This is a genomic window from Nocardioides dubius (assembly GCF_039528155.1).
GTDB lineage: Bacteria > Actinomycetota > Actinomycetes > Propionibacteriales > Nocardioidaceae > Nocardioides > Nocardioides dubius.
This window is the reverse complement of the sequence record NZ_BAAALG010000003.1, coordinates 185,912-211,615: the sequence shown is the minus strand read 5'-3', so window position 1 is coordinate 211,615 and position 25,704 is coordinate 185,912. Positions and strand designations below refer to the sequence as shown.

29 protein-coding genes are annotated in these 25,704 nt (G+C 71.1%); 11 read left to right on the top strand and 18 right to left on the bottom strand.

Annotated elements, in window-relative coordinates; all coding sequences use genetic code 11:
- The 6 genes from ABD151_RS05235 to mraZ all read right to left on the bottom strand — a co-directional run.
- Positions 1 to 1,345 (bottom strand): UDP-N-acetylmuramoyl-L-alanyl-D-glutamate--2,6-diaminopimelate ligase (locus ABD151_RS05235; protein WP_343992025.1); only part of this gene is annotated, 1,345 nt, incomplete at its 3' end.
- Positions 1,346 to 1,362: 17 nt separating this feature from the next.
- Positions 1,363 to 3,087 carry a peptidoglycan D,D-transpeptidase FtsI family protein gene (locus ABD151_RS05230; RefSeq protein ID WP_343992023.1) on the bottom strand — a complete coding sequence of 575 codons (1,725 nt, stop codon included), beginning with the start codon at positions 3,085 to 3,087 and terminating at the stop codon, positions 1,363 to 1,365.
- 41 nt (positions 3,088 to 3,128) lie between these two features.
- Complete coding sequence (gene ftsL / locus ABD151_RS05225; RefSeq protein ID WP_343992021.1) at positions 3,129 to 3,728, bottom strand: cell division protein FtsL; 600 nt, start codon at positions 3,726 to 3,728, stop codon at positions 3,129 to 3,131.
- A complete protein-coding gene (rsmH, locus tag ABD151_RS05220; RefSeq protein WP_343992019.1) occupies positions 3,725 to 4,681 on the bottom strand; it encodes a 16S rRNA (cytosine(1402)-N(4))-methyltransferase RsmH in 957 nt (318 codons plus the stop codon). Before rsmH ends, ftsL begins: the two co-directional genes overlap by 4 nt.
- 5 nt (positions 4,682 to 4,686) lie before the next feature.
- Entirely contained in the window at positions 4,687 to 4,839 is a 153-nt protein-coding gene (locus ABD151_RS05215) for a hypothetical protein (protein WP_343992017.1), read from the bottom strand.
- Between the two features lie 183 nt (positions 4,840 to 5,022).
- Positions 5,023 to 5,451 (bottom strand): division/cell wall cluster transcriptional repressor MraZ, encoded by a 429-nt coding sequence (mraZ, locus tag ABD151_RS05210; protein ID WP_343992015.1) that lies wholly within the window; start codon positions 5,449 to 5,451, stop codon positions 5,023 to 5,025.
- 377 nt (positions 5,452 to 5,828) lie between these two features.
- On the opposite strand from mraZ, the gene ABD151_RS05205 reads away from it, so the two are divergent.
- Genes ABD151_RS05205 through ABD151_RS05195 form a run of 3 tightly spaced genes read left to right on the top strand, consistent with a single transcriptional unit; the run spans position 5,829 to position 10,449 of the window.
- Positions 5,829 to 6,791, top strand: a complete 963-nt coding sequence (locus ABD151_RS05205; protein ID WP_343992013.1) for an AAA family ATPase — start codon at positions 5,829 to 5,831, stop codon at positions 6,789 to 6,791.
- An 8-nt stretch (positions 6,792 to 6,799) separates the two neighbouring features.
- Complete coding sequence (locus ABD151_RS05200) at positions 6,800 to 8,071, top strand: DUF58 domain-containing protein (protein ID WP_343992011.1); 1,272 nt, start codon at positions 6,800 to 6,802, stop codon at positions 8,069 to 8,071.
- Complete coding sequence (locus tag ABD151_RS05195) at positions 8,068 to 10,449, top strand: transglutaminaseTgpA domain-containing protein (RefSeq protein WP_343992009.1); 2,382 nt, start codon at positions 8,068 to 8,070, stop codon at positions 10,447 to 10,449. The genes ABD151_RS05200 and ABD151_RS05195 overlap by 4 nt, the downstream gene beginning before the upstream one ends.
- Positions 10,450 to 10,485: 36 nt before the next feature.
- On the opposite strand, the gene ABD151_RS05190 is transcribed toward ABD151_RS05195, so the two are convergent.
- The 3 genes from ABD151_RS05190 to ABD151_RS05180 all read right to left on the bottom strand — a co-directional run bounded on the left by ABD151_RS05190 (position 10,486) and on the right by ABD151_RS05180 (position 12,235).
- The gene (locus tag ABD151_RS05190) at positions 10,486 to 10,920 is read right to left on the bottom strand and encodes a DUF3040 domain-containing protein (protein WP_343992007.1); all 435 of its coding nucleotides are present in this window, start codon (positions 10,918 to 10,920) and stop codon (positions 10,486 to 10,488) included.
- Positions 10,921 to 11,022: 102 nt separating this feature from the next.
- Positions 11,023 to 11,754: a class I SAM-dependent methyltransferase gene (locus ABD151_RS05185; RefSeq protein WP_343992005.1), complete on the bottom strand. Its 732-nt coding sequence runs from the start codon at positions 11,752 to 11,754 to the stop codon at positions 11,023 to 11,025.
- A 22-nt stretch (positions 11,755 to 11,776) separates the two neighbouring features.
- Positions 11,777 to 12,235 (bottom strand): SAV_6107 family HEPN domain-containing protein, encoded by a 459-nt coding sequence (locus ABD151_RS05180; protein ID WP_343992003.1) that lies wholly within the window; start codon positions 12,233 to 12,235, stop codon positions 11,777 to 11,779.
- A gap of 148 nt (positions 12,236 to 12,383) precedes the next feature.
- On the opposite strand from ABD151_RS05180, the gene ABD151_RS05175 reads away from it, so the two are divergent.
- The 3 genes from ABD151_RS05175 to ABD151_RS05165 are packed head-to-tail and all read left to right on the top strand — an operon-like array spanning position 12,384 to position 13,820.
- Positions 12,384 to 12,851 carry a YbaK/EbsC family protein gene (locus tag ABD151_RS05175; protein WP_343992001.1) on the top strand — a complete coding sequence of 156 codons (468 nt, stop codon included), beginning with the start codon at positions 12,384 to 12,386 and terminating at the stop codon, positions 12,849 to 12,851.
- On the top strand, positions 12,851 to 13,219 hold the full coding sequence (locus tag ABD151_RS05170) for an ArsC/Spx/MgsR family protein (protein WP_343992000.1): 369 nt from the start codon (positions 12,851 to 12,853) through the stop codon (positions 13,217 to 13,219). Before ABD151_RS05175 ends, ABD151_RS05170 begins: the two co-directional genes overlap by 1 nt.
- Before the next feature lies 1 nt (position 13,220).
- Complete coding sequence (locus ABD151_RS05165) at positions 13,221 to 13,820, top strand: DUF4126 domain-containing protein (RefSeq protein WP_343991999.1); 600 nt, start codon at positions 13,221 to 13,223, stop codon at positions 13,818 to 13,820.
- A gap of 31 nt (positions 13,821 to 13,851) precedes the next feature.
- On the opposite strand, the gene ABD151_RS05160 is transcribed toward ABD151_RS05165, so the two are convergent.
- Positions 13,852 to 14,334, bottom strand: coding sequence for a class I SAM-dependent methyltransferase (locus ABD151_RS05160; protein ID WP_343991997.1), 483 nt, complete (start codon positions 14,332 to 14,334; stop codon positions 13,852 to 13,854).
- Positions 14,335 to 14,561: 227 nt separating this feature from the next.
- Between ABD151_RS05160 and ABD151_RS05155 the strand changes: the two genes are divergently transcribed.
- The 3 genes from ABD151_RS05155 (at position 14,562) to ABD151_RS05145 (ending at position 17,443) form a co-directional block, all read left to right on the top strand.
- Positions 14,562 to 15,557, top strand: a complete 996-nt coding sequence (locus ABD151_RS05155) for a DUF222 domain-containing protein (protein WP_343991995.1) — start codon at positions 14,562 to 14,564, stop codon at positions 15,555 to 15,557.
- On the top strand, positions 15,554 to 16,051 hold the full coding sequence (locus ABD151_RS05150; RefSeq protein WP_343991993.1) for an HNH endonuclease signature motif containing protein: 498 nt from the start codon (positions 15,554 to 15,556) through the stop codon (positions 16,049 to 16,051). The genes ABD151_RS05155 and ABD151_RS05150 overlap by 4 nt, the downstream gene beginning before the upstream one ends.
- Positions 16,052 to 16,126: 75 nt before the next feature.
- Entirely contained in the window at positions 16,127 to 17,443 is a 1,317-nt protein-coding gene (locus ABD151_RS05145) for a phytoene desaturase family protein (RefSeq protein ID WP_343991991.1), read from the top strand.
- Between the two features lie 34 nt (positions 17,444 to 17,477).
- Here ABD151_RS05145 and metF read toward each other — a convergent pair whose 3' ends face one another.
- Positions 17,478 to 18,365 (bottom strand): methylenetetrahydrofolate reductase [NAD(P)H], encoded by an 888-nt coding sequence (gene metF, locus ABD151_RS05140; RefSeq protein ID WP_343991989.1) that lies wholly within the window; start codon positions 18,363 to 18,365, stop codon positions 17,478 to 17,480.
- A 95-nt stretch (positions 18,366 to 18,460) separates the two neighbouring features.
- On the opposite strand from metF, the gene ABD151_RS05135 reads away from it, so the two are divergent.
- Complete coding sequence (locus tag ABD151_RS05135; RefSeq protein WP_343991987.1) at positions 18,461 to 19,534, top strand: polyprenyl synthetase family protein; 1,074 nt, start codon at positions 18,461 to 18,463, stop codon at positions 19,532 to 19,534.
- A gap of 61 nt (positions 19,535 to 19,595) precedes the next feature.
- Here the strand turns inward: ABD151_RS05135 and ABD151_RS05130 are convergent, their stop codons facing one another.
- Genes ABD151_RS05130 through ABD151_RS05100 form a run of 7 tightly spaced genes read right to left on the bottom strand, consistent with a single transcriptional unit; the run spans position 19,596 to position 24,452 of the window.
- Positions 19,596 to 19,967, bottom strand: a complete 372-nt coding sequence (locus ABD151_RS05130) for a GtrA family protein (RefSeq protein WP_343991985.1) — start codon at positions 19,965 to 19,967, stop codon at positions 19,596 to 19,598.
- A 23-nt stretch (positions 19,968 to 19,990) separates the two neighbouring features.
- The gene (locus tag ABD151_RS05125; protein ID WP_343991983.1) at positions 19,991 to 21,013 is read right to left on the bottom strand and encodes a glycosyltransferase family 2 protein; all 1,023 of its coding nucleotides are present in this window, start codon (positions 21,011 to 21,013) and stop codon (positions 19,991 to 19,993) included.
- Between the two features lie 17 nt (positions 21,014 to 21,030).
- Positions 21,031 to 22,542: a hypothetical protein gene (locus ABD151_RS05120; RefSeq protein WP_343991981.1), complete on the bottom strand. Its 1,512-nt coding sequence runs from the start codon at positions 22,540 to 22,542 to the stop codon at positions 21,031 to 21,033.
- Positions 22,539 to 23,081, bottom strand: a complete 543-nt coding sequence (locus ABD151_RS05115; protein ID WP_343991979.1) for a hypothetical protein — start codon at positions 23,079 to 23,081, stop codon at positions 22,539 to 22,541. The genes ABD151_RS05120 and ABD151_RS05115 overlap by 4 nt, the downstream gene beginning before the upstream one ends.
- 59 nt (positions 23,082 to 23,140) lie before the next feature.
- Complete coding sequence (locus tag ABD151_RS05110; protein ID WP_343991977.1) at positions 23,141 to 23,554, bottom strand: barstar family protein; 414 nt, start codon at positions 23,552 to 23,554, stop codon at positions 23,141 to 23,143.
- Entirely contained in the window at positions 23,551 to 24,084 is a 534-nt protein-coding gene (locus tag ABD151_RS05105) for a guanyl-specific ribonuclease (protein WP_343991975.1), read from the bottom strand. Before ABD151_RS05105 ends, ABD151_RS05110 begins: the two co-directional genes overlap by 4 nt.
- Positions 24,081 to 24,452, bottom strand: coding sequence for an Rv2175c family DNA-binding protein (locus ABD151_RS05100; protein WP_343991973.1), 372 nt, complete (start codon positions 24,450 to 24,452; stop codon positions 24,081 to 24,083). Before ABD151_RS05100 ends, ABD151_RS05105 begins: the two co-directional genes overlap by 4 nt.
- Positions 24,453 to 24,606: 154 nt before the next feature.
- Here ABD151_RS05100 and ABD151_RS05095 point away from each other — a divergent pair.
- The coding region (locus tag ABD151_RS05095; protein WP_343991971.1) for a protein kinase domain-containing protein at positions 24,607 to 25,704 on the top strand (1,098 nt) is incomplete at its 3' end.

Genomic DNA, 25,704 nt, shown 5'->3' with positions numbered 1-25,704 from the left:
GGACCTCGGCGGCGCCGCCCCGGGCGCCGGCGAGCACCTCGGCGCGGATCGCCGACGGGTCCTCGGTACGGGGGTTGTCGTCGGTGACCACCACCAGGTCGGCCAGCCGGGCGGAGATCTCCCCCATCAGCGGCCGCTTGCCGCGGTCGCGGTCGCCACCGGCGCCGATCACCAGGATCAACCGGCCGCTGGCCAGCGGGCGCAGGGTGCGCAGTGCCGCCTCGATCGCGTCCGGCTTGTGTGCGTAGTCGACGACGACCTCGTAGTCGGCCGCGACGTCGACCCGCTCCAGGCGACCGGGGACGCCACCGGAGATGGCCAAGGCTCTGGCCAGCCGGTCGGCGGCGTGCCCGACCTCGACCGCCGCTGCCAGCCCGGCCAGCGCGTTGGCGACGTTGAAGTCGCCGGGGATCGGCACGAAGGTGCGCACCGACACCTGGCCCGGTCCGAGCAGGGTGAACTCGGTTCCGGCCGGTCCGGCGTCGAGATCGACGGCCTGCCAGTCGGCGTCGCGGCCGCTGACCGAGAAGGTCAGCGTGGGCACCTGGGCCTCGGCGATCAGGCGTCGTCCGTGCTCGTCGTCGGCGTTGACCAGGGCGCGCCGCGCCCGCGCCGGGGTGAAGAGGTCGGCCTTGGCGGCGAAGTACTCCTCGACGTCGGCATGGAAGTCGAGGTGGTCGCGGCCCAGGTTGGTGAAGACGGCGATGTCGAAGCAGATCCCGTCCACGCGGCGCAGCACCAACGCGTGGCTGGAGACCTCCATCGCGCAGGTCTGCACCTGCTGCTCCACCATCCGGGCGAAGAGCGCCTGCAGGTCGGGGGCCTCGGGGGTGGTGAGCGCGGTGGCGACGTCCGCTCCGGCGATCCGGGTGCCGACCGTGCCGACCACGCCGGCCCGGACCCCGGCGCCGGTCAGTGCCAGCTCGGCCAGCCGGGTGGTCGTGGTCTTGCCCTGGGTGCCGGTGACGCCGATCATCCGCATCTGCTCGGTCGGGCGGCCGTAGACCGCGGCGGCGACCGCGCCGAGCACGGCGCGCGGGCTCTCCACCACGACCACGGGAACACCGAGGTCGCCGGCAAGCGCCGCGCCCTCGGCGTCGGTCAGCACGGCAAGGGCTCCGGCGGCGACGGCATCCGCGGCGAACCGGGCACCGTGCACCCGGGCTCCGGGCAGTGCCGCGTAGAGATCGCCGGGCAGAACCCGTTGCGAGCTGAGGGTGACCCCGCTCAGGACCGGGTCGGCGCCGTTGCCGACGGGCTGCGGGAGTCCGGCGTCCAGCGCACTCAACGGGGTGTGTCGGGGGCTGGCCGGGCGCGTGCTGTTGATGTCTGCGGTGTTCACCACGACGTGAGGTTACCCGCTCACCATTCGATCGGCAGCGTCGACGGCGTGGTGCCGGTGGGCTTCACGCCGTACTTGCCCAGGAGGTACGTCATCACCTGCTTGAAGACCGGCCCGGCGTTGCCGCCACCGCCCATGCCGTTGCGCGGGTTCTGCAGCACCACGTAGACGGTGAAGCGCGGGTCGTCGGCCGGCGCGAAGCCGCCGAACGAGACGGTGAAGGTGCCGTCGTAGCAGCGACAGTCCTTGCCCACCCGCTGCGCGGTGCCGGTCTTGCCGGCCACCCGGTAGTTGGGCACGGCTGCGGCCGAGCCGGCCTCGCCCTCCGCGGTCACCAGCTCCATCATCTCCGCGGTCTGCCGCGCGGCGTCCTCGCTGACCACCCGGTGCGTGCCGGCCTGGGAGGTGCCGACCTTCTGGCCGCTGTCGGTGGTCGCGGTGCCCATCACCAGGCTCGGGTCGACGTAGACCCCACCGTTGGCGAGGGTGTTGACCGCGGCCGCCATCTGCATGGCGTTGACGCTGAGGCCCTGGCCGAAGGCGATGGTGTCGTGGGTGCCCTCGCTCCAGGTGGCTCCGTCGGGCACGACGCCCGCGCTCTCGCCGCGCACGCCGATGTTGGTGCGCTGGCCGAGCCCGAACGAGGTCAGGTAGTCGTACAGCGTCTCGCTGGGCAGCCGGCGCGCGGCGATCACGGTGCCGATGTTCGACGACTTCGCCAGCACACCGGCCGCGGTCAGCTTGATCTTGTCGTGGTCCCAGTGGTCGCCGATCGGGGCCGCGCCGGCGCGCTTGATCTCGCTCGGCACCACGATCCGGGTCCGCGGGGTGATCTTGCCGGCGTCGATCAGCGCGGCGAAGGTCAGCGCCTTCTCCACCGAGCCGGGCTCGTAGGGCTCGGAGAGGGAGCGGGCGCCCAGGTTCTTCGCGTTCCGCTTGGTCTCCAGCGGAGGCTTGTTGGCGTTGAAGGTCGGCACGTCGGCAAGGGCCAGGGTCTGGCCGGTCTTGGTGTCCAGGACGACCGCGGTGCCGGAGTCGGCCCGCGCCTTGGTGACGGCAGCGGCCAGGGCCCGCTGGGTGTAGAACTGCACGTCGCGATCGATGGTGAGCTGGAGCGTCTCGCCGTTCTTGGGCTTGACGGTGGTGCTCTCCCCGAGCGGGATCCGGTAGCCGGCGCCGACCTCGTAGGTGGCCTTGCCGTCGGTGCCCGCGAGCTGGGTGTCGAAGGTGCGCTCCATGCCCGCCAGCGGCTCGTCCTCGCCGAGGAACCCGATCAGGTTCGCCGCGATGTCGTCACTGGGGTAGTTGCGCATCGGGTCGCGCTCAAGGGTGATCCCCTTGTAGTCCAGCTCGTCGAGCTCCTTGAGCACCGCCTCGGCCTTGGTGGCCGGCACCCGGCGCGCCAGGTACTGGTAGCGGGTGCCGCTCTTGCGCAGCCGCTCCAGGGTGGAGAAGTAGTCCAGGTCGAGGCGCTCGGCGAGGATCCGGGCGATCTGCGGCGCGTCGTCGCGCGCGAGCTCCGGGTCGCCGATCACCATCATCCCGTCGACCGAGGCCGCGAGCTCGACGCCCGAGCGGTCCACGATCGCACCGCGGTCGGCCGGCAGGTCCGCGGTGATCACGCCGTCCCGCTTGGCCATCGCCGCGTAGGACTTCGGGTCGATCGCCTGCAGCTGGATCAACCGGGCTCCGAAGAAGGACAGCACCATCGCGATCACGATGAAGCCGATCCGCAGCCGGAACATCGGCGAGCCGCTTGCCTCACGGCGGGATCGGGCCAGACGGCTCAACGGTTGCTCCGGTCTCCTCGACGGTTGGTCTCCGTCTCATTCCTACCTGTCGCGGACTGCTCATCGGCTGAACTGCGCGCCGTGTCGCGGTTGCGCCGCTCACGCGCCGGCGGGTCGACGTACTCGATCGTCGGCTCCGGGCTCAGCTCCTTGGGCTTCTGCACCGCGGGCGGCTCGATCGAGAACGAGTCGGCGCCGTCCGCGGGCGTCGCCGCGCCGCCGGTCACCTTCCCCTGACGCAGGTCGATGAAGGCCGGCGCGGGGCCCTGCACCATGCCGAGCTCGGTGGCCCGCTGGGCGATCCGCTGCGGCGCGTTGAGTGCGTCCAGCTCCATCTGCAGGCCCTCCCGCTCGGCGGCGAGCTGACCGGCCTGCTTCTCCAGGTCGGTGGAGGTGAACGAGTTCTGCTGCATGGTGGTGTTGAACATCAGCAGACCCACCACGCCTGCGACCAGCAGCGCGGAGACCATGATCACGAACGGCACCCGCGGGGTGCGCGCCCGGACCCGGGGGACGACGGTCAGCCGGGCGCGTTCGACCGCCGCCTCGGCGATCCGCTGCACGCGAACCCGGCTCTGCGGCAAGGGCGTGTTCATGCTGCATCTCCTCGGGTTCGCTCTACGGCGCGCAGCCGCACGGAGGCGGCACGCGGGTTGTCGGTCAGCTCAGGCTCTTTGGCCTTCTCGGCACCGCGGGTGATCGCGGTGAAGCGCGGTTGCAGCTCGTCGGGGACGAACGGCAGGTCCGGCGGGACGTCGGTGGTGGTGACCGCGGTGAAGGCCTGCTTCACCATCCGGTCCTCCAGCGACTGGTAGGACTCCACGACGACGCGCCCACCCACGCTGACGGCGTCCAGTGCTGCGGGCAACGCGCGAGACAGCACCTGCAGCTCGTCGTTCACCTCGATCCGCAACGCCTGGAAGGTGCGCTTGGCCGGGTGTCCCCCGGTCCGTCGGGCCGGGGCCGGGATCGCCTCGTAGAGCAGCTCGACCAGGCGCCCCGAGGTGGTGAACGGCTCCTCGGCCCGCGCGGCGACCACCCGCTCAGCGATCCGGCGAGCGAACTTCTCCTCGCCGTAGACCCGCAGGATCCGGGTCAGGTCCGCGACCTCGTAGGTGTTGAGGACCTCGGCCGCGGTGATCCCGCGCGAGTCGTCCATCCGCATGTCGAGCGGGGCGTCCTGTGCGTAGGCGAAGCCACGGGAGGCCTCGTCGAGCTGCATCGAGGAGACCCCGAGGTCGAAGAAGACGCCCTGCACGCTCTCCACCCCGAGCTCGTCGAGCACCTCGGGGATCTCGTCGTAGACCGCGTGCACCAAGGTGGCGCGGTCGCCGAACGGCGCCAGCCGGCGTCCGGAGAGCTCCAGCGCGTGCGGGTCCCGGTCGATGCCGATCAGGCGGGCGTTCGGGAACGCCGTCAACAGAGCCTCGCTGTGGCCACCGAGACCGAGCGTGGCGTCGATGACGACGGCGCCCTCGCCCGCCAGTGCAGGCTCCAGAAGCGCAACGACCCGGTCAAGCATGACCGGGACGTGACGTGGCTGCTCCATCGTCGTCAGCCCTGCCGGCCCAGCGCCATCAGCACGATCAGTGCTGCGGTCAGTACCAAGGAGGCCCCAGCAGAGAACGCCATCACCGCGACCGCGTCGCGTGCCTGATGGCGGACGCGGCGCGTGCCGTGCGGTGACCCGCTCACGCTGATGTTCATCAACCTGGACCTCTGCTGACTCGTGGGTATGCGAATGGGTGCTGGAGAACGAAGTCACCGCGCCAGGTCCCTGCCCGCCCCCTTGGGGGAAGTCGCCGTCTGGAACCGGGGAAGGTGCCCCAGATGGCTCGAGAGCGGGCTCGAGACCTCGCGCGGTGAATCCAGTTCTTGTGTTGTTCCGGCTCAGAAGCCGGGGAAGACCTCGTCGCTGATCTCGGCGAACTTCTCCTCCTGCTCGGCGGAGTAGCTCTGCCAAGCCGTCGGATCCCAGATCTCGATCCGGTTCATCGCTCCGATGACCATCACGTCACGGTCGATCGAGGCGTACTCCCGCAGGACCGGAGCGATGCTGACCCGTCCCTGCTTGTCCGGAACCTCTTGTGATGCAGCGGCGAAGAGCATGCGCACGTAGTCACGTGCGCCCTTGTTGGTGACCGGCGCCTCGCGGAGCCGCTCGGTGAGCCGGCCGAAGTCCGCCAACGACCACACCGTCAGACAGCGCTCCTGCCCTCGAGTGATCACTAGACCCTCCGCCAACTCGTCCCTGAACTTCGCCGGGAGGAAAAGCCGACCTTTGTCGTCGAGCTTGGGGGTGTAGGTGCCGAAGAACACCTGGCCTCACCCCTTCGACCCACTTTTCCTCCACTGCGCCCCACATTACTCCACTTCTCCCCACCGTCAACCATCCGACAGCGTGTTTTGCTCCCCTTTCACGCCTGAAACGGGCGCTTCGCAGCAGGCACGGCCTGAGGCCGCCGATCGGCGATCTCAGGCGCGGAGAGCCCCCTCGCACGCCTGATCCACGCCTGCGGAGCGCCCGTGGAGCGAGGTGGTGGAGGAAAGTGGAGGAAGGGGTGGAGCAGGGTGGGGAGCAGAGTGGAGCGGCCGGGAGCGTGCGCAACGCCACGTCGATCCGCACCTCGCCCCTGCCCTCGCGACCGCGCATGCGGTTGACTGGGGCCAACGGTTGATCGGCGAGCGGAGGCAACGTGAACGTGCAGGCAGGGGACGTCGGCGCGGTGGCCCGGGTGGCGACCCGGATCCGGGAGAGCATCGAGCAGGTCATCGAGGGCAAGACGGACGTCGCCCGGACCGCGGTCACGGTGCTGCTGGCGCAGGGTCACCTGCTGATCGAGGACGTCCCCGGCGTCGGCAAGACCATGCTGAGCAAGGCGTTGGCGCGCTCCGTGGACGCCACCGTGCGCCGCATCCAGTTCACCCCCGACCTGCTCCCCTCCGACCTGACCGGCGTCAGCGTCTTCAACCAGGAGAGCCGGCAGTTCGAGTTCCGCCCGGGCGGCATCTTCGCCAACATCGTGGTCGGCGACGAGATCAACCGGGCCTCCCCCAAGACCCAGTCCGCGCTGCTGGAGTGCATGGAGGAGCACCAGGTCACCGTCGACGGCCAGACCTGGCAGCTGGAGTCGCCGTTCATGGTGGTGGCCACCCAGAACCCGATCGAGATGGAGGGCACCTACGCCCTGCCCGAGGCCCAGCGCGACCGGTTCATGGCCAAGGTGTCGATGGGCTACCCACCGGCCGCGGCAGAGATCGCGATGCTCGCCTCACACACCCGCTCCAACCCGCTCGAGGAGCTGGAGCCGGTGACCGACACGGCAGAGATCGCCAAGCTGATCCAGATCGTCTCCGGCGTCCACGCCGCTGACGCGGTGCTGCGCTACGTGGTCTCGCTGGCCGAGGCGACCCGCGCCACCCCCGCCCTGATGCTGGGCGCCTCACCGCGCGCCTCGCTGCAGCTGGTCCGGGCGGCGAAGGCCCATGCCGCGGTCCACGGCCGCGACTACGTGCTCCCCGACGACGTCCAGCTGATGGCACGCCCGGTGCTCACCCACCGCCTGATGCCGAGCGTCGAGGCCAGCATGAGCGGCCACAGCGCGCATCAGATCCTGGACTCCATCCTGGCCTCCGTGCCGGTCCCCACTCCCCACTGAGACATCGCGTGCGCCTAGGACTCTCCGGACTCACCAGCCGCGGCCGATCCTTCCTCGCGGCGGGGATCACCGCTGTCGTCTGCGCGATCGTGCTCGGGCAGCCGGCGCTGACCCGGGTCGGCGTGCTGCTGCTGGTGCTGCCGGTGCTCTGCGCCCTGCTGGTGGGTCGCAACCGCTACCAGCTCTCGCTGAACCGGACGCTGAGCCCCGGCCTGGTGGCCGCCGGGCAGCCCGCCACCGTGCAGCTCACCCTGCACAACGACGCCCGGATCCGGACCGGCCTGCTGCTGGTCGAGGATCAGCTCCCCTACGCGTTGGGCAACCGGCCGCGGTTCGTCGTCGACGGGCTCAAGGCGGGATCGCCGCGCTCCACCACCTATCAGGTGCGCAGCGACGTGCGCGGCAACTTCACGATCGGGCCGCTGCTGGTGCGGGTCAGCGACCCGTTCGGCCTGGTCGAGCTCGGCCGCTCGTTCCACGCCAGCACCCAGCTCGTCGTCACCCCGCGCACGGTGCCGTTGCCCCCGGTCCCGATCGGTGGCGCCTGGACCGGTGCCGGCGACAACCGGCCGCGCGCCTTCGCCACCGGCAGCGCCGAGGACGTGACGGTCCGCGAGTACCGGCGCGGCGACGACCTGCGTCGGGTGCACTGGCGCAGCAGCGCCCGCACCGGCGAGCTGATGGTGCGCCGTGAGGAGCAGCCCTGGCAGTCCCGAGCGACCCTGGTGCTCGACAACCGCGCCACCGCGCATCGCGGCACCGGCGCCTCGTCCTCCCTGGAGGCGGCGGTCTCCCATGCGGCCTCGATCGCGGCCCACCTCACCCAGCGCGGGTTCACCGTCCGCCTGGTGACCGCGGACGGCGAGGACCCCAACTCGGTCTGGCACGACCGCTCGCGCGGACAGGACGTGAGCCCGATCCTGGAGGCGCTCGCGGTGCTCGACACCACCCGCCGCGCCCACCTCGCCACCGACTGGATCGCCGAGGCAGGTCACGACGGCGTCCTGATCGCGCTGCTGGGCGACCTCGACGACCACGACCACACGGCGCTGCGCCGGATGCGGATCAGCGGACGGCGTCCGCTCGCGCTGGCACTCGACGTCGACGCATGGGCACGCCCCAGCTCACCGCCCGCCGGCCGCGCCGCCTGGCTGAGCAGCCTGGGCTGGGCCGCGATCAACGTGCGCCCCAGCGACGCGCTGGCCCCGGTGTGGCAGGAACTGGGCCGCCGCGCCGAGGCACCCGGCTCCGCCACTGCGGCCGAGGGGAGCCTGCGATGAGCCTCGGGCTGAACCGCACCGCGCAGCTGCCGCTGCTCGTGGTCACCGCACTGACCAGCTGGCTGACCTTCCTCTCCTGGCGCGGCTTCACCGACCAGCCGAGCGACTACCTGATGCCGCTCGCCGTGGGGTTGCCCCTCGTCGGCCTCGCCGGTGCCCTGGCCCGGGTCGCCCGGTTCCCGTTGCCGCTGGTGATGGGCACCCAGCTGCTCACCATCTTCGCGATCGTCAACGTGGGCTGGGGTTCGCAGCTGCTGCCCACGCCGTCCTCGATCCGCACCGTGGTGACCAGACTCGACGAGGCGCTCACCGCGATGGCGGACTTCGCGGCGCCGGTGCCCAGCAACGAGGCGCAGATCGCGGTCGCCCTGGTGCTGTTCGCGCTGTTGCTGCACCTGCTGGTCGACCTCTTCGCCCTCACCCTCGGCCGGGTTCCGCTCGCCGGACTCCCCCTGCTGGCGGCCTACACGGTGCCGGTCAGCGTGCTGGATGGCGCCGTGCCGGCCACCGTCTTCCTGCTCGGCGGCGCCGGGTTCCTGCTGATGCTGGCGATCCAGGAGGGTCTGCGCGTCACCCGATGGGGCCGGGCGCTCGGCACCGCGGTCGACTCCACCCCGGCCAGCCTCTACCCGGCACGCCGCCACCCGGTCGCCCTGGGCGCCGCTGCACTGCTCGCCGCGGTCGCGCTGCCGTTGGCGATCCCGACCGCCGATGTCGACCTGCTCAGCGGCACCGGTGGCGACGACAACCAGGTCACCATCACCAACCCGATCACCGACCTGCGCCGTGACCTGGTCCGCAGCGCGGAGGTGCCGCTGCTGGAGGTGCGGGGCACCTCGGCGCCCAGCTACTACCGGATCGCCGCACTCACCCGCTACACCGGGGCGACCTGGACGCCGGGCGACCGCGATCTGCCATCGGAGAACGCGGCGATCGGCGACCTGCCGACGCCGACCGGGCTGGACACCACGTTGGAGAGCTCCACCAGCCGGGTCGAGCTCACCGCGACCCAGGCCTTCGAGTCCCTCTGGCTGCCCACCCCGCTGCGCGCGAAGAGCGTCGACGCCAACGAGGACTGGCGCTACGACGACACCGTGCTCGACATCCACTCGGCCGACAACAAGGTCAACACCGGCTCCCTGAGCTACTCGCTGGAGAAGCTCGACGTGGAGATCACCGCCGACGAGCTGGAGACCGCCCGTCCTGCGCCGCCGTCACTGGTGGAGCGCTATGCCGGCGTCCCCGGCGACCTGCCCCGGCTGGTCACCGAGCTCGCCACCGCCGTCACCGAGGGCGAGAGCACCGTCTACCGCAAGGCGGTGGCGCTGCAGCAGTGGTTCCGCGACCCCGACAACTTCACCTACTCGCTGCACCCCGACGAGCAGAGCTTCGGCAACGGCAACGATGCCCTCGAGCACTTCCTCTCCCCCGACGGCCGGGTCGGCTACTGCGAGCAGTTCGCCTCCGCGATGGCGATCATGGCGCGCAGCCTGGGCATCCCGGCCCGGGTCTCGGTCGGCTTCCTGACCGCCGACCTGCGCGCCACGAACCGCTGGGAGTTCACCAGCCACGACCTGCACGCCTGGCCCGAGCTCTACTTCGAGGGCGCCGGCTGGGTCGCCTTCGAGCCCACCCCGGCGAGCCGGGCGAACTCGGTCCCGGAGTACACGCAGGTCGAGGTGGCACCGCCGGTCAACACGCCGAGCGCCGATCCCACCCAGAGTGAGACCGCCGAGCCCACCGGCCCCACCCAGGCACCGTCCGCCGCTCCGCGCGACCCCGCGCCGACCGACACCGCCGCGCCCACCCAGGACGAGGGCGGCTTCGCCTGGTGGCTGATCTGGCCGGTCCTGCTGGTGGTGGCCATCCTCGGCTCCCTGGCTCCGCGGACGCTGCGACGTCGGCGCCGAGAGCGTCGCTGGGCCCGTGCCCCGCAGGGCTCGGAGGCCGAGTTCGCGTGGGCGGAGCTGCGCGACACCGTGGTCGACGTCGGGCGGAGCTGGCCGGAGGGAACCTCGCCCCGGGTCACCGGCGCCCACCTGCGCTCCTGGCTCGGCGCCCCGGGCAACACCTCCGTGCGCCCCGGCACCGGACCGCAGGTGGCACCCGAGGCCGCCGAGGCCCTGAGCGAGATCGTCGCCATCGTGGAGCGCTCGCGCTACGCCGCGCGGCCCGAGTCCGTCGAGGTGGCCGGTCTGCGGGCCCTGACCGAGCAGGTCGCCGAGTCCCTGGCCGCCGGGGTGACGCCGCGCGACCGGCGCCGCGCCACCTGGCTGCCCCGCTCCTTGTGGCGGCGCCCCACGGCGCTCGCACCTACCAGCGACCAGATGCCGTCGCACGAGGAGAGCGGAACGCAGAGCGACCATCTGCTCACCTGAGCAGATGGTCGCGGGAGGGTTGCGTTTCGGGGAGGCTCAGAGACCCTGGTCGCGACGCCGGCGCCAGCGCTCTTCCATCCGCTCCATGAAGGAGTGGTCGGAGTTGTGCGCGCTGCGCTTGCGGCCCCGCGAGGAGCGACCGCCGTCGAGGATGCTGAAGCCCTCGTGGCGGGTGCTGCGCGGGTGCTGAGCAGGCGGGGCGCTCTGGCCGCGCAACGCGGTGAGGCCGACCATCGCCGAGCCGAGCATGACCATGAAGCCGACCACGCCGACCACGATGGTCTCGGTGATCGCGCCGGTCATCAGGACGGCGATGCCGACCACGAAGATGACACCGGCAAGCACCGCACGACGACGCGCGGCGTGACGCAGCGAGGTGCCGCGCAGCGTGGAGGCGAACTTGGGGTCCTCTTCGGAGAGGGCGCGCTCCATCTGCTCGAGCAGTCTCAACTCCTCTTCAGAGAGTGGCACTGGTTCCTCCCGGTGAACTGCCCCGCTGCCGACCCGCGGGCTTCATCAACGTCAAGTCTAGGCAGGCCGGTGCAAAGGTGGTAGCCGCACCAGCAGAAATTCTCACAGCTTGTGTGCGAGCAGGTGCACCTGCGAGGCGAGCGGCAGGTACTCGGGCCGGCCCGCGACCGCCGCCTCGAGGTCCGCGAGAGCGGCAGCCGAGCCCGGCTCCAGATCGATCAGCGACCCCGGCACGAGGTCGGCGAAGACACGCAGACCGTGCACGGCCTCGACCGCGAACCCGGCTTCGCCGAGCAGCGCCGCGGCCTCCTCGGCGGTGTAGCGGTAGCGCACGCCGCGACCGCCGGCCTCCGGTGCGCCCACCTCGTCGAGGAGCCCGGCGGCCTGGGCGAAGTGCCCGGCCATCGCTCGCGCGATCACCGCCGCATGGCGCTGCGCGAGCACCAGGCTCACCAGGCCACCCGGCTTGAGCGCGGTCGCGATCTGCGCGAGGCCGCGGGCCGGCTCGCCGACGACGTCGAGGACGCCATGGCACAGGACCAGGTCGACGCTGCCGGCTTCGACCATGGAGCCGAGGCTGAACACGTCCCCCTGCTGACCGATCACCCGCTCCGAGACCTGGGCCTCGCGGGCCCGGCGATCGAGTGCCGCCAAGGCATCCGGGCTGGGGTCGATCACCCGGACCGTCGCACCCTGCTCGGCAATCGGCACCGCGAGCCCGCCTGTGCCGCCGCCGATGTCCAACACCTTCGCGTCGGCGGGGAGCACCGTCTGGAGACGATCCCAGAGTTGGCTGTGGCGGACGGAACTGCGGCGTTCGCTGCTGGCGACCATGGAGCCAGCCTACGCGCGCGGATCAGGCACTGCGTTCGGCACGCCAGAGCCGCTCCGCCTCGATCTGCACATGCGGGACCAGGCCCAGGGCCTCCTCGACGACACCGAGGAACTGATTGGCCGAGCGCACCAGCGCGTCGGCCTCGTCCTGCGTGACCGCTCGGGTGGAGCCGGCCTCCGCGGCCGCCCGCTTGGCCGCCCCCGAGGCGAAGAAGCTGCTCCACTCCGCGAGCTCGGGAGCCGCCTCGGTGAGCAGTACCCAGGCATTGCGCTGGCGCCGCTTGCCGCCCGCCGACGGCATCGAACGGGCCGCGATCAGGGCAGCAGCTGCGCGCAGCGCGGCCACGTGGGCGAAGGCGTAGCGTCCGGCGGCGTCGGTGGCACTCATCGCCTCATGCAGGGACTCGGCCGAGCGCTGCAAGTAGGAGTGCGTCGTCGCCGGAAGCAGGTAGGGCGTGGCCGCCACCGTGGATACCGCCATGTCGCACTCCTTCGCTCACGGTTCGAACACCTGTTCGAACACTTCTCACGTTACCGGCCACCCCCGACAGGCTCAAGGGCCGACACCCGGAAACTTCCGACAACCTCTCAGCACCCTCCGACACAACTCCGCGCCTACGATGCGTCCCATGACTGACGAGCATCCGTCCGTGGCCCGATTCCGTGCTGCGCTGCACTCAGCCGGGGGCACCGGCGAGATCCGGCTGCTGCCCGACTCCGTGCACACCGCGGCGCTGGCCGCTGCCGCGCTCGGCTGCCCGGTGGGAGCGATCGCCAACAGCCTGCTGTTCGCGGTCGAGGAGACGCCGGCGCTGGTGCTCACCAGCGGCGCGCACCGGGTGGACACCGAGAAGGTGGCCGAGCACACCGGTCCCCTGCGTCGGGCGAACCCCGACTTCGTGCGGGCCCACACCGGACAGGTGATCGGTGGGGTCTCGCCGCTGGCGCACCCGGCACCGATCCCGACCTGGATCGACGTCGACCTGCGCGGCTACGACGTGATCTGGGCGGCAGCCGGGCACCCGGCCGCCGTCTTCTCGACGACCTATGACGAGCTGGTGGCGATGACCGGCGCAGCCGAGATCGAGGTGGCGTGATGGAGATCTGGATCAACCCGGCGTGCTCTAAGTGCCGCACCGCCGTCGCCACCTTGGACGAGGCTGGCACCACGTACACCCAGCGGCGCTACCTCGACGAGCCGCCCACGGTCGCCGAGCTCGAGGAGCTGTTGGGCCGGCTCGGCCTGGAGCCGTGGGACGTCGCTCGCACCGGTGACGCCGCAGCGAAGGAGGCGGGCCTGCGGGCCCTGGCGAAGGACGCCGCGAGCCGCGGCGCCTGGATCGAGACGCTGGTCGCCCATCCGAGGCTGATCCAGCGGCCGATCATCACCCTGGACGACGGCACCGCCGTGATCGCCCGCGACCCCGAGACGCTGGCCCGCGTCGTCGAGCAGGCCGGCGGCTGAGGTGGAGTCGCTCGCGCTGGTCTTCTCCAGCGGCTGGGCCAGTGGCGTCAACGCCTACCTGGTGGTACTGGTGCTCGGCATCGCGGACCGGATCGGCGGCTACGACCAGATCCCGAACGTGCTCGGGAACCCCGCGGTCCTGGCGATCGCCGGGGCGCTCTACGCGATGGAGTTCGTGGCCGACAAGATCCCAGCCATCGACTCCACCTGGGATGCCATCTCGACGGCGATCCGGCCCACCACCGGGGCGATCATCGGCGTGCTGATCGCCGGCGATGCCGACTCCCTCAACGGCGCCGTGGCCGCTGTGGTCGGCGGCGGAAGCGCGCTCGCCTCGCACGCGGTGAAGATGGGCAGTCGCCTGGCCATCAACTCCTCCCCGGAGCCGGTCAGCAACGTGCTGGCCAGCACCGCCGAGGACATCGTGGTGCTCGGCGTGGTCTGGTTCGCCATCGAGCATCCGGTGCTGGCGGCCGGCATCGCCGCCACCCTGTTGGTCGTCGGCCTCGGGTTCCTGTGGTTCGCGATCCGGTTGATCAGGCGCGGTTGGGCCCGCCGCAAGGCGCGCCGCGCGGGGGCTGGCGCCCCGCCGGGCCCCTGACAGTCGCCCCTCTTCGACAGCGGGCTCGGAGTCAGGAGCGGAAGATCGCGGTCAGGTCCCCTTGCCTCCGGATCCCGGGATCCTGCCGCGCCGAGGCACGCTGGACAGTCAGCCCGCAGGAGCGCAGCAGCTCCCCCAACGCGTCGGCCGACCAGTAGTAGGCGGTTGCCACCGCGTGGTCGAACGGCTCGCGGGCAGGTCCCTCGAAGTAGCCGATCAGCAAGGATCCTGTCGGCCTCAGCACTCGGGTGAACTCGCCGAGGATGGACGCCACGGCCTCGGGGTCGGCATGGATGAGCGAGAACCAGGCAAGGACGCCGCCCACTGAGTCATCGCCGAACGGAAGCTGTTCCAGGTCACCCGCCACAAGGCGAAGTGACGGAAAGCCGCGCCTCGCGGCGCTGAGGAATCGGCACGAGGCGTCGAGCCCGATGACGTCGTTGCCGCTCTCGGCCGCGATGAGGTCACCCCAGTGCCCCGGACCGCAGCCGACGTCGAGGACGGGGCCCGCCACGCTCCTCCCCCAAGCGCTGATCGTGGCTCGGTCCCTAGGTGACATCTGATCAACCGAGCCGAACCTCTCGCGATACTCGTCGGCCCGCTCGCCGTAGGCGGCCGCGACCTCAACTCTGCGCACGACGCCAACCTACTGATCCACGAACCGCGCTGTGTCGGAGGTCACTCGTAGCGTCTGTCGTGTGCTCGGGAACTCGCTCCGGGCCGGCCTACTCGGAGGCATCCATGCCACGCATCACTCCCCCATCCGACCCGCCCGACGAGTTCGACGCGGCCGACGCGCTGGCGCTGAGCCAGCAGGCGATCTGCCAAGCCACGTTGGCGATCGAGGCCGCGCTCGACTTGTGTAGCGATGCTGAGCCGATCTACCTGACGACGGCGAAGAAGCAAGCTGTACTGCTGAAGATGCCCGCCCTACAAGCGCGGCTGACCGAGTTGAACTACCGGCTCCTGGCTTGTGCCTTCGATGTGGCCGATGCCCACGGCGCAAGGAACATCGGCGACTACCTCGCCCACGCCACCCACCAAGCCCACGGCACCATGGCCCGCGAGCTACGCACCGCTCGCGAACTCGACAGCAGGTGGATGCACCTGCACGCCGCACTGCGCGAAGGCCGCGTCAACCTCGCTCAATCGGTCGAGATCACCCGCTCCTTGAACGCGCTACCTGACGACCTGGACGCCACGGTGCTTCGTGACGCTGAACGGACGCTTGTCGAGCACGCTGAGGAGTTCGGGCCCAACGACCTCCGCCGGATGGGCAAACGCATCATCGACGTCGTGGCGCCGGATATCGCTGAAGCGGTGGAAGGGAAGCGTCTGGCCGACGAGGAGCGCTCAGCCCGCGAACGCCAGCAACTGACGTTGAAGCCGCAGGGCGACGGCACCACCCGGATCAGCGGCCTGCTGACCGAGGGCTGCGCCAACCGGCTCGCCACAGCGTTGAACGCGATCACCAACCCACGCAGGGACCACCTCACCCCCGCACCTTGCGATGCGCACCCGACGAGGCAGGTGGGTACGCCGAGTCGTGCGGTGACCTCGAATGTCCCGGCCGCGATGCGCACCACGGCGAGTTCGACGATCCAGCCAGCGACGACGCGACCGAAACCAGCGATTCCAACAGCGGCAGCGGCAGCGGCAGCGGCAGCGGCAGCGGCAGCGGCCAACCCCACCCCATCCGGAAGCTCTCCACCCCCCAACGCAACGCCCGCGCATTGAACACACTCCTGGAGACCCTCGACCCGAAGCGGTTGCCGTTGCACGGCGGAGACGCCACCACCGTCGTGGTCACGATCAGCCTCGACGCGCTGCGCAACGAGATCGGCACCGCCACCCTGACCACCCAACGCGACGGGTGGCATGACCGGATCTCCGCCGGCGAAGCAAGACGCCTCGCCTGCAACGCCGGCATCATCCCCGCCGTACTGGGCGGCCAGAGCCAACCCCTCGATCTCGGTAGAACAAAGCGCTTCTACAGCGCACCCCAACACAGGGCACTCGCCCTCATCCATCCCTACTGCCTCGCCGAGAACTGCCGAATACCCGCCACCTGGTGCGAAGCACACCACAACAACCCCTGGCACCTCGGCGGAAGAACCGACCTCGCCGACGGCAGCCTCCTCTGCAGCAAGCACCACCACTACATCCACGACCCCACCTACACCGTCGAATACCTCCCCCACGGAGGCATCCGCTTCACCCGCCGCAGGTGAGCACACGAGGTGTGAGCCCACGGGTTCAGCTATCCCCCACCCGCACCACCCCTGTCGGCCTCTAGGGTTCTGCCCATGGCACGAGTGGTGGTGATCGGTGGCGGCTTCGCGGGCATGGCCAGCGCGGCACGTCTGGCGAAGCGAGGACACGACGTCACCTTGGTGGAGCGGCTGCCCGAGCTCGGAGGCGCGGTCCAGCAGATCGAGTCCGAGGGCTTCGCCTGGGAGACCGGCCCGACCACGACGCTGCTCCCTGCCGTCATCCGGGACCTGTTCCGCAAGTCCGGGCGTCCCTTGGAGCGCGAGCTCGACCTCGTCTCGGAGCCGCTGATCCGCGAGCACCGGTTCACCGACGGCAGCTCGGTCAGCCTGCCCGGCGGCTCCCGTGGCGTCCAGATCGACGCCGTCGACGCCCTCGGAGCCGGCCTCGGCGACCAGTGGGCCACCTACGTCGCGAGCTTCGCCGACGAATGGGACCTGCTGCGCCGCACCTACTTCGAGCGGCCCTGGCGTCCCGACGTCACCGACAAGGCCGTGCACAACCTGCTCTTCACCCGCACCTCACTGGCCAAGCGCACCAAGAAGGCGTTCAAGGACGACCGGCTCCGCGCCCTTGCTCAGCACAACGCCGTCTTCGAGGGCCACGACCCGCGCGACGTGCCCGGGTGGGTCGGGATGCTCAGCTACCTCGAGCAGAACTTCGGGACCTGGACCGTGCCCGGCGGGATGAGCCAGCTCAGCGGTGCCCTCGTCTCCCGGCTCGCCACCCGGAAGGTGGAGGTGCAGACCGGTGTCGCGGTGCGCGATCTCGTCCTGCGCGAGGGACGAGCGGTCGCCGTCACCACCGATGCCGGAGAGATCGACGCCGACCATGTCGTCTGCGCGATCGATCCGCGAGCGATCCCCGCCCTCGCCGAGCACGTCAAGCGCACCTTGCCCGCCCTTCCCCCGGTCGCCTGCCACCTCGGCCTCACCGGCGACGACCTGCCCGAGCTCCCGCACGAGGTCGTGCTGCACGGCGATCCGATGCTGGTGGTGCGCACCAACGGCCGCGCGCCCGACGGCGCCCAGGCCTGGACCGTCCTCGGCCGCGGCCTGCTCGCCGAGGACATCGTGCTCGCCCTGGCGCGCCGCGGGATCAACGTCCGGCCCCATGTCGAGGTCCGGGTCGACCGCTCCCCGCGTGCCCAGGTCGAGCACTGGCAGAGCTCTCCGATGGGCGTGCTCTGGCAAGGGCGCGGGACCCTCAGGAACAAGATCAGCACCCGCACGCCAGTGCCCGGCGTCTACGCCGCAGGAGCCCACGCGGTCCCCGGAGCGGGGCTCCCCTGGGTCGGGCTCTCCGCAGCGCTGGTCGCCCAGGAGATCGACGAGGCCGAGACGGAGGCCTGAGCCCCGCTGCCCCGGCCTCGGTCGCGACGTCCGGCTACGCGGTGATCTGCAGTGCCGCGAAGATCTCCAGCGTCGCCTTGGAGCGGTTCAGCGTGTAGAAGTGCAGGCCAGGTGCTCCCCCGGCGAGGAGCTCGTCACAGAGCTCGGCCGCGATCTTGATGCCCTCGGCACGCACCGCCGCCGGGTCGCCGTCGAAGGCCGAGATCCGGTCGACGATCTCCTGCGGGACGCTGGTGCCGATCAGCTCGCCCTGGCGACGGATCGCGCTGAGGTTCAGGATCGGCATGATGCCCGGCAGGATCGGGATGTCGACCCCGCGCGCCCGGACCCGCTCAACCAGCGCGAAGTAGTCGGCAGCGTGGAAGAACATCTGGGTGACGGCGAACTGCGCGCCCGCCTTCGCCTTCGCCACCAGCACGTCGGCGTCGGCGTCCAGCGACTCCGCGGAGGGGTGACCCTCCGGGAACGCCGCCACGCCGACCTCCAGGTCGGCATGGTCGCGGGCCAGCTCGACGAGCTGCACCGCGTGGTTGAACCCACCCTCGGTCGCCGTCCACTCGGCCCGCGGCCCCTCGGCGGCATCGCCGCGCAGCGCCAGCACGTTGTGCACCCCGGCGTCGCGGTAGGTGTCCAGGATCGTGCGCAGCTCCTGCTCGGTGTGGCCCACGCAGGTGAGGTGGGCCATCGGGACCAGGCTGGTCTCCCGCGCGATCCGCTCCGTGATCGCCACCGTGGTGTCGCGGGTCGAGCCGCCGGCGCCGTAGGTCACCGAGACGAAGGTCGGCCGGTACGGCTCCAGCTCGCGGATCGCCTTCCAGAGCTGCTCCTCGCCGGCCTCGTCCTTGGGCGGGAAGAACTCGAAGGAGAAGGAGCGCTCACCCTGGCGGATGAGCTCGCCGATGCGGCGGGGCTGTGCAGTCATGGCCCGAGTGTAGGTGGTCGAGGCCGTGGCCCGGGCCTCGTTCCACTGGGTGTCCCGCCGACCCGCGCCCGAACCGGGCTGGCTACGCTCACCCTGTGACCGCGCCAGCCTTTGACGACGCCACGTTCCGTGCCGACCTGCAGGTCGTGATCGACGAGTTCATCGACGCCCAGGCCGAGCGCCTGGCTCCACTCGGGGACGACGCCGCCGCCCTGATCGCGGAGGCCCGGACCGCCCTGCGCGGGGGCAAGCGACTGCGTGCGGCCTTCTGCTGGTGGGGCTACGCGGCGATCACCGAGCCGAGCGACGGCGACCGCGCGGCCCTGCTGCGTGCCTGCGCCGCCTTCGAGTTCCTGCAGGCAAGCGCGCTGGTCCACGACGACCTGATGGACGCCTCGGACACCCGCCGCGGACGCCCGGCCACCCACCGCGCCTTCGAGGCCAGCCACCAGCAGCGCGGCTGGACCGGCGACCCGGTCCAGTACGGCGCCGCCGCGGCGATCCTGCTCGGCGACCTGCTGCTCACCTGGGCCGACGAGTTGCTGCGGCGCTGCGGCCTCGGCTGGGAGCGGGTCGGTCCCGCGCTCGACCTCTTCGACCTGTGCCGCAGCGAGGTCGTCGCCGGCCAGTTCCTCGACGTCTCCGTGCAGGCCCGTGCCCGTGCGGACGTCGCGACCGCGATGACGGTGCTGCGCTACAAGTCGGCGAAGTACTCGGTGGAGCGCCCGCTGCACATCGGCGCGGCCCTGGCCGGTGCCGGTGCCCCGCAGCTCGCCGCGCTGAGCGGCTACGGCCTTCCGCTCGGGGAGGCATTCCAGCTCCGCGACGACCAGCTCGGCGTCTTCGGTGACCCCGGGGTGACCGGCAAGCCCGCCGGTGACGACCTGGTCGAGGGCAAGCGCACCGTGCTGGTGGCCAAGACGCTGGACGCGCTGACGGGCGAGGACGCCGATCTGCTGGACCGCTCGCTCGGGCGCGATCTCAGCCCTGCCGAGGTGGAGCGGCTGCGTGGGCTGATCCGGGCCAGCGGCGCGGAGCAGCAGGTGGAGGAGCTGATCGAGAGCCTCACCCAGGACGCCGTCACCGCGCTGCAGAGTCCGGCGCTGCGGTCCGAGGCCGCTCCCGGTCTCCGGGCGATGGCCGAGGCCGCCACCCGCCGCGTCGTCTGACCTAGAAGCGCAAGCTCGGCGAAAACAAGCGCAAGCTCGGCGGGAACAAGCGCGGGCTCGGCTAGTGGGTGCGGTGCTGCTGCACGGGCCACACCACGAAGCGGTAGGCGGCGAAGTTCGCCACGAAGCTGACTCCGATCGCGAGCAGCTTGACCAGGGCCACGCTGTCGATCACCTCGAGCAGCAGGTGGATCACCACCGGCTGCAGCACCCACATCGTGGTGCCGGTGGTGGCCAGGAAGAGCAACGCCTTGCGCCAGGTCGCCTGCTGGTCGCGGAAGGTGAAGCGGCCGTTGACCAGGAAGCTGAACGTCATCCCCGCGCTGGTCGACAGGAAGTTCGCGGCCACGATGCCCAGCCACGGCTGGAGCAGCAGGAACAGCCCCATGTCCAGGCCGGTGTTGACGACCCCGACCGCGGCGAACCGCACCACGGTGCGGTCCAGCAGGCGGCGGATCAGCGCTCGCTCCCGCTCTGCTCGGCCGTGCGACGGACGGCGCGACCCGGGCCACGCTCGCCACGGGCGGCCAACGCGACCGAGTACAGCGGCCGGTCCTGGACCTCGACGTAGACCCGGCCCAGGTAGCTGCCGATCACGCCCATCATGATCAGCTGCAGGCCGCTGAGCAGGAACATGCCCACGCCGAGGAACGCCCAACCGGGCACGGCGCTGTCCGGGTCGAAGACGCGGACCCCGAAGACGTAGAAGGCCAGCAGCACGGAGATAGCGGAGATCGCGAAGCCGAGCCGCGAGATCATCTTCAACGGGGTGGTGGAGAAGCCGACGATGCCGTTGGCGGCGAAGGTCAGCATCTTGCGCAGCGGGTAGCCGGTGGAGCCGGCGTGGCGCGAGTCCCGGTCGAAGAGCAGCGCCTCCTGGCGGAAGCCGACGTGAGCCACGATCCCGCGCAGGAAGCGGGCGTGCTCGCGGTAGCGGCCGACCTCGGCCACCACGGCCCGGTCCATCAGGCGGAAGTCGCCGGTGTTGCGCGGGATCTCGATCGAGGCGAGCTTGTCCAGCACCCAGTAGAACGCCCAGGCGGTGGACTTCTTGAAGACGCTGTCCTGGCGGCTGCGACGCTGCGCGAAGACGACGTCGACGCCGTCCTCCCACATGGTCAGCATCTCCAGGCTGACCCGCGGCGGGTCCTGCAGGTCGGTGTCCATCACGATCACCGCGTCGGCGTCCGAGGCCATGTCGAGTCCCGCGGTCACCGCCAGCTGGTGGCCGAAGTTGCGCGACAGGCTCACCACGGTGACCCGCGGGTCCGCCTCGCGCAGCCCGAGCAGGCCGGAGAGCGAGTCGTCCTTGCTGCCGTCGTCGACGTAGATGTACTCGAAGTCGAGGTCGGGACGCTGGTCGGTGGCCTCGGTCAGCGCCTGGTGGAAGACCGCGATGTTCTCGGCCTCCTCGTAGACCGGGAGCACATAGGTGACCTTGCGGCGCTCGTCGTCGGCCCGCTGCGGCTCGGTCCCCATGGATGCGTCCTTCCTCGTCACAGCACGGCCAGGATCGTCAGTCCGGCCACGGTCAGCACCAGGCCGGCGGCCAGTGCCCATTGCGCGCGATCCAACCAGGTGGCCAGGACCGCGTCGCTGCGATGATTCTCGCCTGCCGGTCTCAACGCCTCGCGGTGGCCCCGCTTGCGCGCCAGCAGCTCGCCCCCGAGCAGCACTGTGGCCATCGCCATCATCGGGGCCGCCGTCGTCCAGTAGCGGGCCCCCGCCACGTGCAGGAACGGTTGCAACATCAGCGAGCCGAGCCCGAGGGTCAGCAGCAGGCTGAGGAAGCGGTTGTCGAAGGAGGTGCGGAAGATGCCGAGCATCATCAGCAGCGCGCCGGCCAGCATCGGGAAGAAGAGCAGGTTGGTGGAGATCGCGATCAGCCAGTACGCGAGGTTCTCCCCGGAGTTCGGCGGCTGCAGGTGGATCGCGAAGCCGGCCGGCTTGAAGAGGTAGGAGCCGAAGTTGGTGAGCACCTGGCGCGAGTAGCTCTGCGGCGTCACGTTCGCCCGCGCGAACTCCGACATCTGCTCCTGGACCTCGACCTCGCCGAGCCCGGTCGCCCGGCCGACCTCACGCGAGTAGCGCACCGGCGCGAACCACAGCGTGCTGCCGGCGTCACAGGGGCCGAAGCAGACCTGGCTGCGGTCGCCGAAGGTGTTGGCGGTGCCGTTGGCCACCGAGGTGGTGGTCAGCACCCGGCTGCCGAGGGTCTCGCTGGCTGCGATCGACCACGGCACCAGCAGGCCGACGAAGGCGACGCCGGCCACCACCATCGCGCCGAAGCTGCGCAGCCGCACCTTGCCGCGCAGGAAGCCGAGGATCACCAGGCCGACCACCAGACAGAGCCCGACGGCGAGCACCGAGGCGCTGGAGCGGAAGTAGACCACTGTGATCGCCAGCAGGCCGAGCTTCAGGCCGTCACGCCAGGTGATCCCGACGCCCTCACGGATGCTGCGCAGCGCCCCGACCAACAGGGCCAGGAAGATCACCGCGAGCAGGCCCGCGGTCAGGTCGCCCCAGGCGGCGAACGAGAAGAGCAGCCACATCGGGACCAGGCCCGGGAAGATCAGCAGCACCACGGCGTAGCGGTCGCCCAGGTGGCGCCGCACCACGCTGACGGCGAGCAGCAGGATCAACGTGGAGCAGACCCCGAGGTAGCCGCGGATCATCGCGATCGAGGCGTCGGGGTCGACGATGAAGAGCGGTGTCAGCAGCAGCATCATGCCCGGCATGAACCAGCCGCTGCTGATCACGTTGCGCTGCAGCTCGGCGACGTCGACACCGCCGCCCGCGACCAGATCGCGCACCGCGTTCGAGAACGCCCGGCCGCCGTTGACGTAGGAGGTCTCGTCGCCGATCAGCTTGGCGTCCATCACCTGCGGGTACAGGACGAACTTCAGCACGACGTGCGCGATCACCAGCACCAGCAGGAAGATCTCGATCCGGGGCAACCGTGCCCGGAGCTCGACCAGCTTGTCGAGCGCGCGATGGACGGTGCTCACACCAGGTCCTTTCCGAAGCGCTTGGTGACCGACGGCCAGCCGCACTCCTCGGCATCGGACTGACGCGCGATCGCCGGCAGGTCGAAGACCACCCAGCCCTGGACGACGGTCTCCGGCGAGACGTCGAGCGGCGTCAGTCGCCAGCTCACCTCGCCCACGTCGGCGCGGGTGACGGTGGCGGAGCGCTCCTCGTCGCTGATCACCGTGAAGCCGGCGTCGGTGAAGGCGGCGAGCACGTCCTTGCTGGCCTGCTCGAGGTCGACCAGGTTCCACTGGATCCGCAGCTCGCGGCGGATGCCGTCCTCACGCTCGCGATCGCCGTCGCGGCGCACCTGGAAGGAGAAGTCGAAGTCGACCCCGTCCGGCAGCGGATAGCAGCCGGTGTCGAGGGCCGCGGCCGGCAGCGGCGGCCGGTAGTTCCCGGTCGGCTCGGCACGGCCGAAGGAGTTGCTGAACGCGACGATGAGCACCGCGGCGAGGAGCGCCACGATCACCGCTCCACGGCGGATCAGACGAGGCTGCGACGACGGGGTGGGCACGGTGGAGCATGGTAGCCGAGCGCCCGAGCCCGACGGCATCCCGCGGCCGCTGCGGCGCGTCAGATCAGGTACGGCACCGGGGGCTGCTCGGGGCCCTCGCCGCACAGGAGGACCAGCAGCCGGCCCCGGCGCGCGGCAGCCTGGTGCTCGCCGAGGATCTCCAGCACGGTGGCGAAGACCCTCGGCTCACCCTCGGCCAGCAGCGCCCAGTCCTGCCAGAGCAGCACCCGGTCACCGTCGAGGTCGGCCAGGCAGTCGGCCAGGGCGTCGAGGTTGGCGCCGTAGTGCTCGCCGAAGTCGAGGCTCTCCCCCAGCCCGGCCAGCACGTCGGCCTTGGTGGCGGCGCCGGCGAGCCGGCCGACCTGCCAGGACGGCGCACCGAGCGCCGCCGCCAGGTCGTCGAGGTCCGGCGCCGGGTAGCGGTAGGTGAGGGCCGGCAAGGCACCGGCCAGCACCGCAGCCAGCCCGTTCACCGGACGATCCGCTCGAAGGACTCGTAGTGGTCCTCGGTCCAGTAGTACTCGTCGCCGTCACCGGCGACGATCCGGCGCGCACCCCGGTGACTGAGCCCGGGGGTCGGCACCGTGTACTCGGCGTAGTAGCCCCGGGCACGCTGTGGCAGCAGCCCCTCGAAGTTGCCGAAGGTGACGCCGTCGCGCTCGTAGGGGAACGGCCCGCCGTCGTCGATCAGCCGCAAGGTCTCCTCGGCCTCGGCGGGGAGGTCCGCCACGTCGACCCAGGCCAGGCCGGACTCCGGGTCGGTGCCCAGGCGCTGCTCGTCGGCCTCCGCCGAGGGCGCGGGCACCTCACTCGCTGGCGCGTCGCCGGAGTCGAGCTGCTCGTAGCTGCCGAGGTAGGTCGTGGACGCGTCGCCCGGTGTGCGCGACTCATCGTCCGAGCCGTCCGGCCCGGTCTGGAGCCACCAGCCGAGGACCGCGATCAGGACGACCAGCGCCCCGCCGAGCAGCCTCATCCAGCGGGGCCCGGACCGGGCAGGGCTCACAGGGCGATCGCCTGCGCCCGGCGCTTCACCTCGGAGCCACGGTTCTCCCGCAGCGCGTCGATCGGGCGTCCGGGCAGCTGCTGGTCGGTGAAGATCCAGGCGATGCACTCGCGGTCGTCCCAGCCGCCGTCGTGGAAGACGGTGAGCAGGCCGGGGATCCCCTTGACGATCAGGCCGTCCTGGACGAACAGGGCGGGGATCTTCTGGCCGGCGCCCGGAACGGGGACGGCGGCAGCGAGCTGGTGCTCGCGGATCATCGTGCGGACCTGGTTCACGCTGACGCCGAGCGCCTTCGCCGTCTCGGCCCAGTCGAACCACTCCTCGACGAGGACGGCGAGGTCAGGGGTGTTGTCGGCAGCGTCATTCATGGGGTCAACTCTGACACTCGCCGAGCGCGCGCGGAAACCGGCCGCCACGCCGAGGGGTGTCACGGAGCCTGCTGAGTGGGTCCGCTTTCGTAGGATTGCCCCGGCGGTGCGCTACCCCTTCCCCTTTCCGCCGCGCAGTGTGAGGACGACAGCCGTGAATTCTGGACCGGAGCGGGACACCGACGACCCGTTGATCGGGCGGTTGTTGGACGGCAGGTACCGGATCGGCGACCGGATCGCGCGCGGCGGGATGGCCGGCGTCTACGAGGCCGTCGACGTGCGCCTGGACCGCACCGTCGCGGTCAAGGTGATGCACCCCGGCCTGGGCGACGACGGCGACTTCGCCGAGCGCTTCGTGCGGGAGGCCAAGCACGCCGCCCGGCTCTCCCACCCCAACGTGGTCGCCGTCTACGACCAGGGCGAGGAGCGCGGCACCGTCTTCCTGGTGATGGAGTACGTGCCCGGCCACACCCTGCGCGACGTGATCCGCCAGCAGGCACCGATGCCCCCGCTCAAGGCGCTTTCCCTGATCGAGCCGGTGCTCGCCGCGCTGGCCGCGGCCCACCAGGCGGGCCTGATCCACCGCGACATCAAGCCCGAGAACGTGTTGATCCCGGACGCACCCGGCGGCGTGCCGAAGGTGGCCGACTTCGGGCTGGCCAAGGCGATCAGCGCCGACACCCAGCACACGGCGACCGGCGGCGTGCTGATCGGCACCGTCTCCTATCTCGCCCCGGAGCTGGTCGTCGACGGCCGGGCCGACACCCGCGCCGATGTCTACGCGGCCGGCGTCGTGCTCTTCGAGCTGCTCACCGGCAAGAAGCCGCACGAGGGCGAGTCGCCGATCCAGGTCGCCTACAAGCACGTCCACGAGGACGTTCCGCCACCGTCGTCGATCGTCACCAGCACCGAGCCCGAGCTGCGGATCCCCGCCTACCTCGATGCGCTGGTCGCCCGGGCCACCGCCCGCGACCGCGAGCACCGGGCCGCCGACGCCCGCGTGCTGCTGCACCAGGTGCGCCGGGTCCGTCAGGCCCTGGCCGACGGCGTCCTGGACGATCCCGAGCTGGTCGCCGACCTCGCTCCGCCCGCAGTCACCGCGCAGCAGGAGGCCCAGTTCCACGAGGACACCACGCCGGACCCGCTCGGCAGCCAGCGACCGGCCGCTGCGACGACGACCGCCGTCGCCGCAGCCGTGGCAGCTGACCCGGCACGCGCGCACGTCGAGGCGACCACGACCTTCGACCGCTCG

What these genes read in the sequence shown, in the direction of transcription:
- ABD151_RS05230 (WP_343992023.1), bottom strand. Translation starts at nt 3,087, where the DNA reads ATGTTCCGGCTGCGGATCGGCTTCATCGTGATCGCGATGGTGCTGTCC.
- ftsL (WP_343992021.1), bottom strand. Translation starts at nt 3,728, where the DNA reads ATGAACACGCCCTTGCCGCAGAGCCGGGTTCGCGTGCAGCGGATCGCC.
- rsmH (WP_343992019.1), bottom strand. Translation starts at nt 4,681, where the DNA reads ATGGAGCAGCCACGTCACGTCCCGGTCATGCTTGACCGGGTCGTTGCG.
- ABD151_RS05215 (WP_343992017.1), bottom strand. Translation starts at nt 4,839, where the DNA reads ATGAACATCAGCGTGAGCGGGTCACCGCACGGCACGCGCCGCGTCCGC.
- ABD151_RS05195 (WP_343992009.1), top strand. Translation starts at nt 8,068, where the DNA reads ATGAGCCTCGGGCTGAACCGCACCGCGCAGCTGCCGCTGCTCGTGGTC.
- ABD151_RS05185 (WP_343992005.1), bottom strand. Translation starts at nt 11,754, where the DNA reads ATGGTCGCCAGCAGCGAACGCCGCAGTTCCGTCCGCCACAGCCAACTC.
- ABD151_RS05180 (WP_343992003.1), bottom strand. Translation starts at nt 12,235, where the DNA reads ATGGCGGTATCCACGGTGGCGGCCACGCCCTACCTGCTTCCGGCGACG.
- ABD151_RS05175 (WP_343992001.1), top strand. Translation starts at nt 12,384, where the DNA reads ATGACTGACGAGCATCCGTCCGTGGCCCGATTCCGTGCTGCGCTGCAC.
- ABD151_RS05170 (WP_343992000.1), top strand. Translation starts at nt 12,851, where the DNA reads ATGGAGATCTGGATCAACCCGGCGTGCTCTAAGTGCCGCACCGCCGTC.
- ABD151_RS05155 (WP_343991995.1), top strand. Translation starts at nt 14,562, where the DNA reads ATGCCACGCATCACTCCCCCATCCGACCCGCCCGACGAGTTCGACGCG.
- ABD151_RS05145 (WP_343991991.1), top strand. Translation starts at nt 16,127, where the DNA reads ATGGCACGAGTGGTGGTGATCGGTGGCGGCTTCGCGGGCATGGCCAGC.
- metF (WP_343991989.1), bottom strand. Translation starts at nt 18,365, where the DNA reads ATGACTGCACAGCCCCGCCGCATCGGCGAGCTCATCCGCCAGGGTGAG.
- ABD151_RS05125 (WP_343991983.1), bottom strand. Translation starts at nt 21,013, where the DNA reads ATGGGGACCGAGCCGCAGCGGGCCGACGACGAGCGCCGCAAGGTCACC.
- ABD151_RS05100 (WP_343991973.1), bottom strand. Translation starts at nt 24,452, where the DNA reads ATGAATGACGCTGCCGACAACACCCCTGACCTCGCCGTCCTCGTCGAG.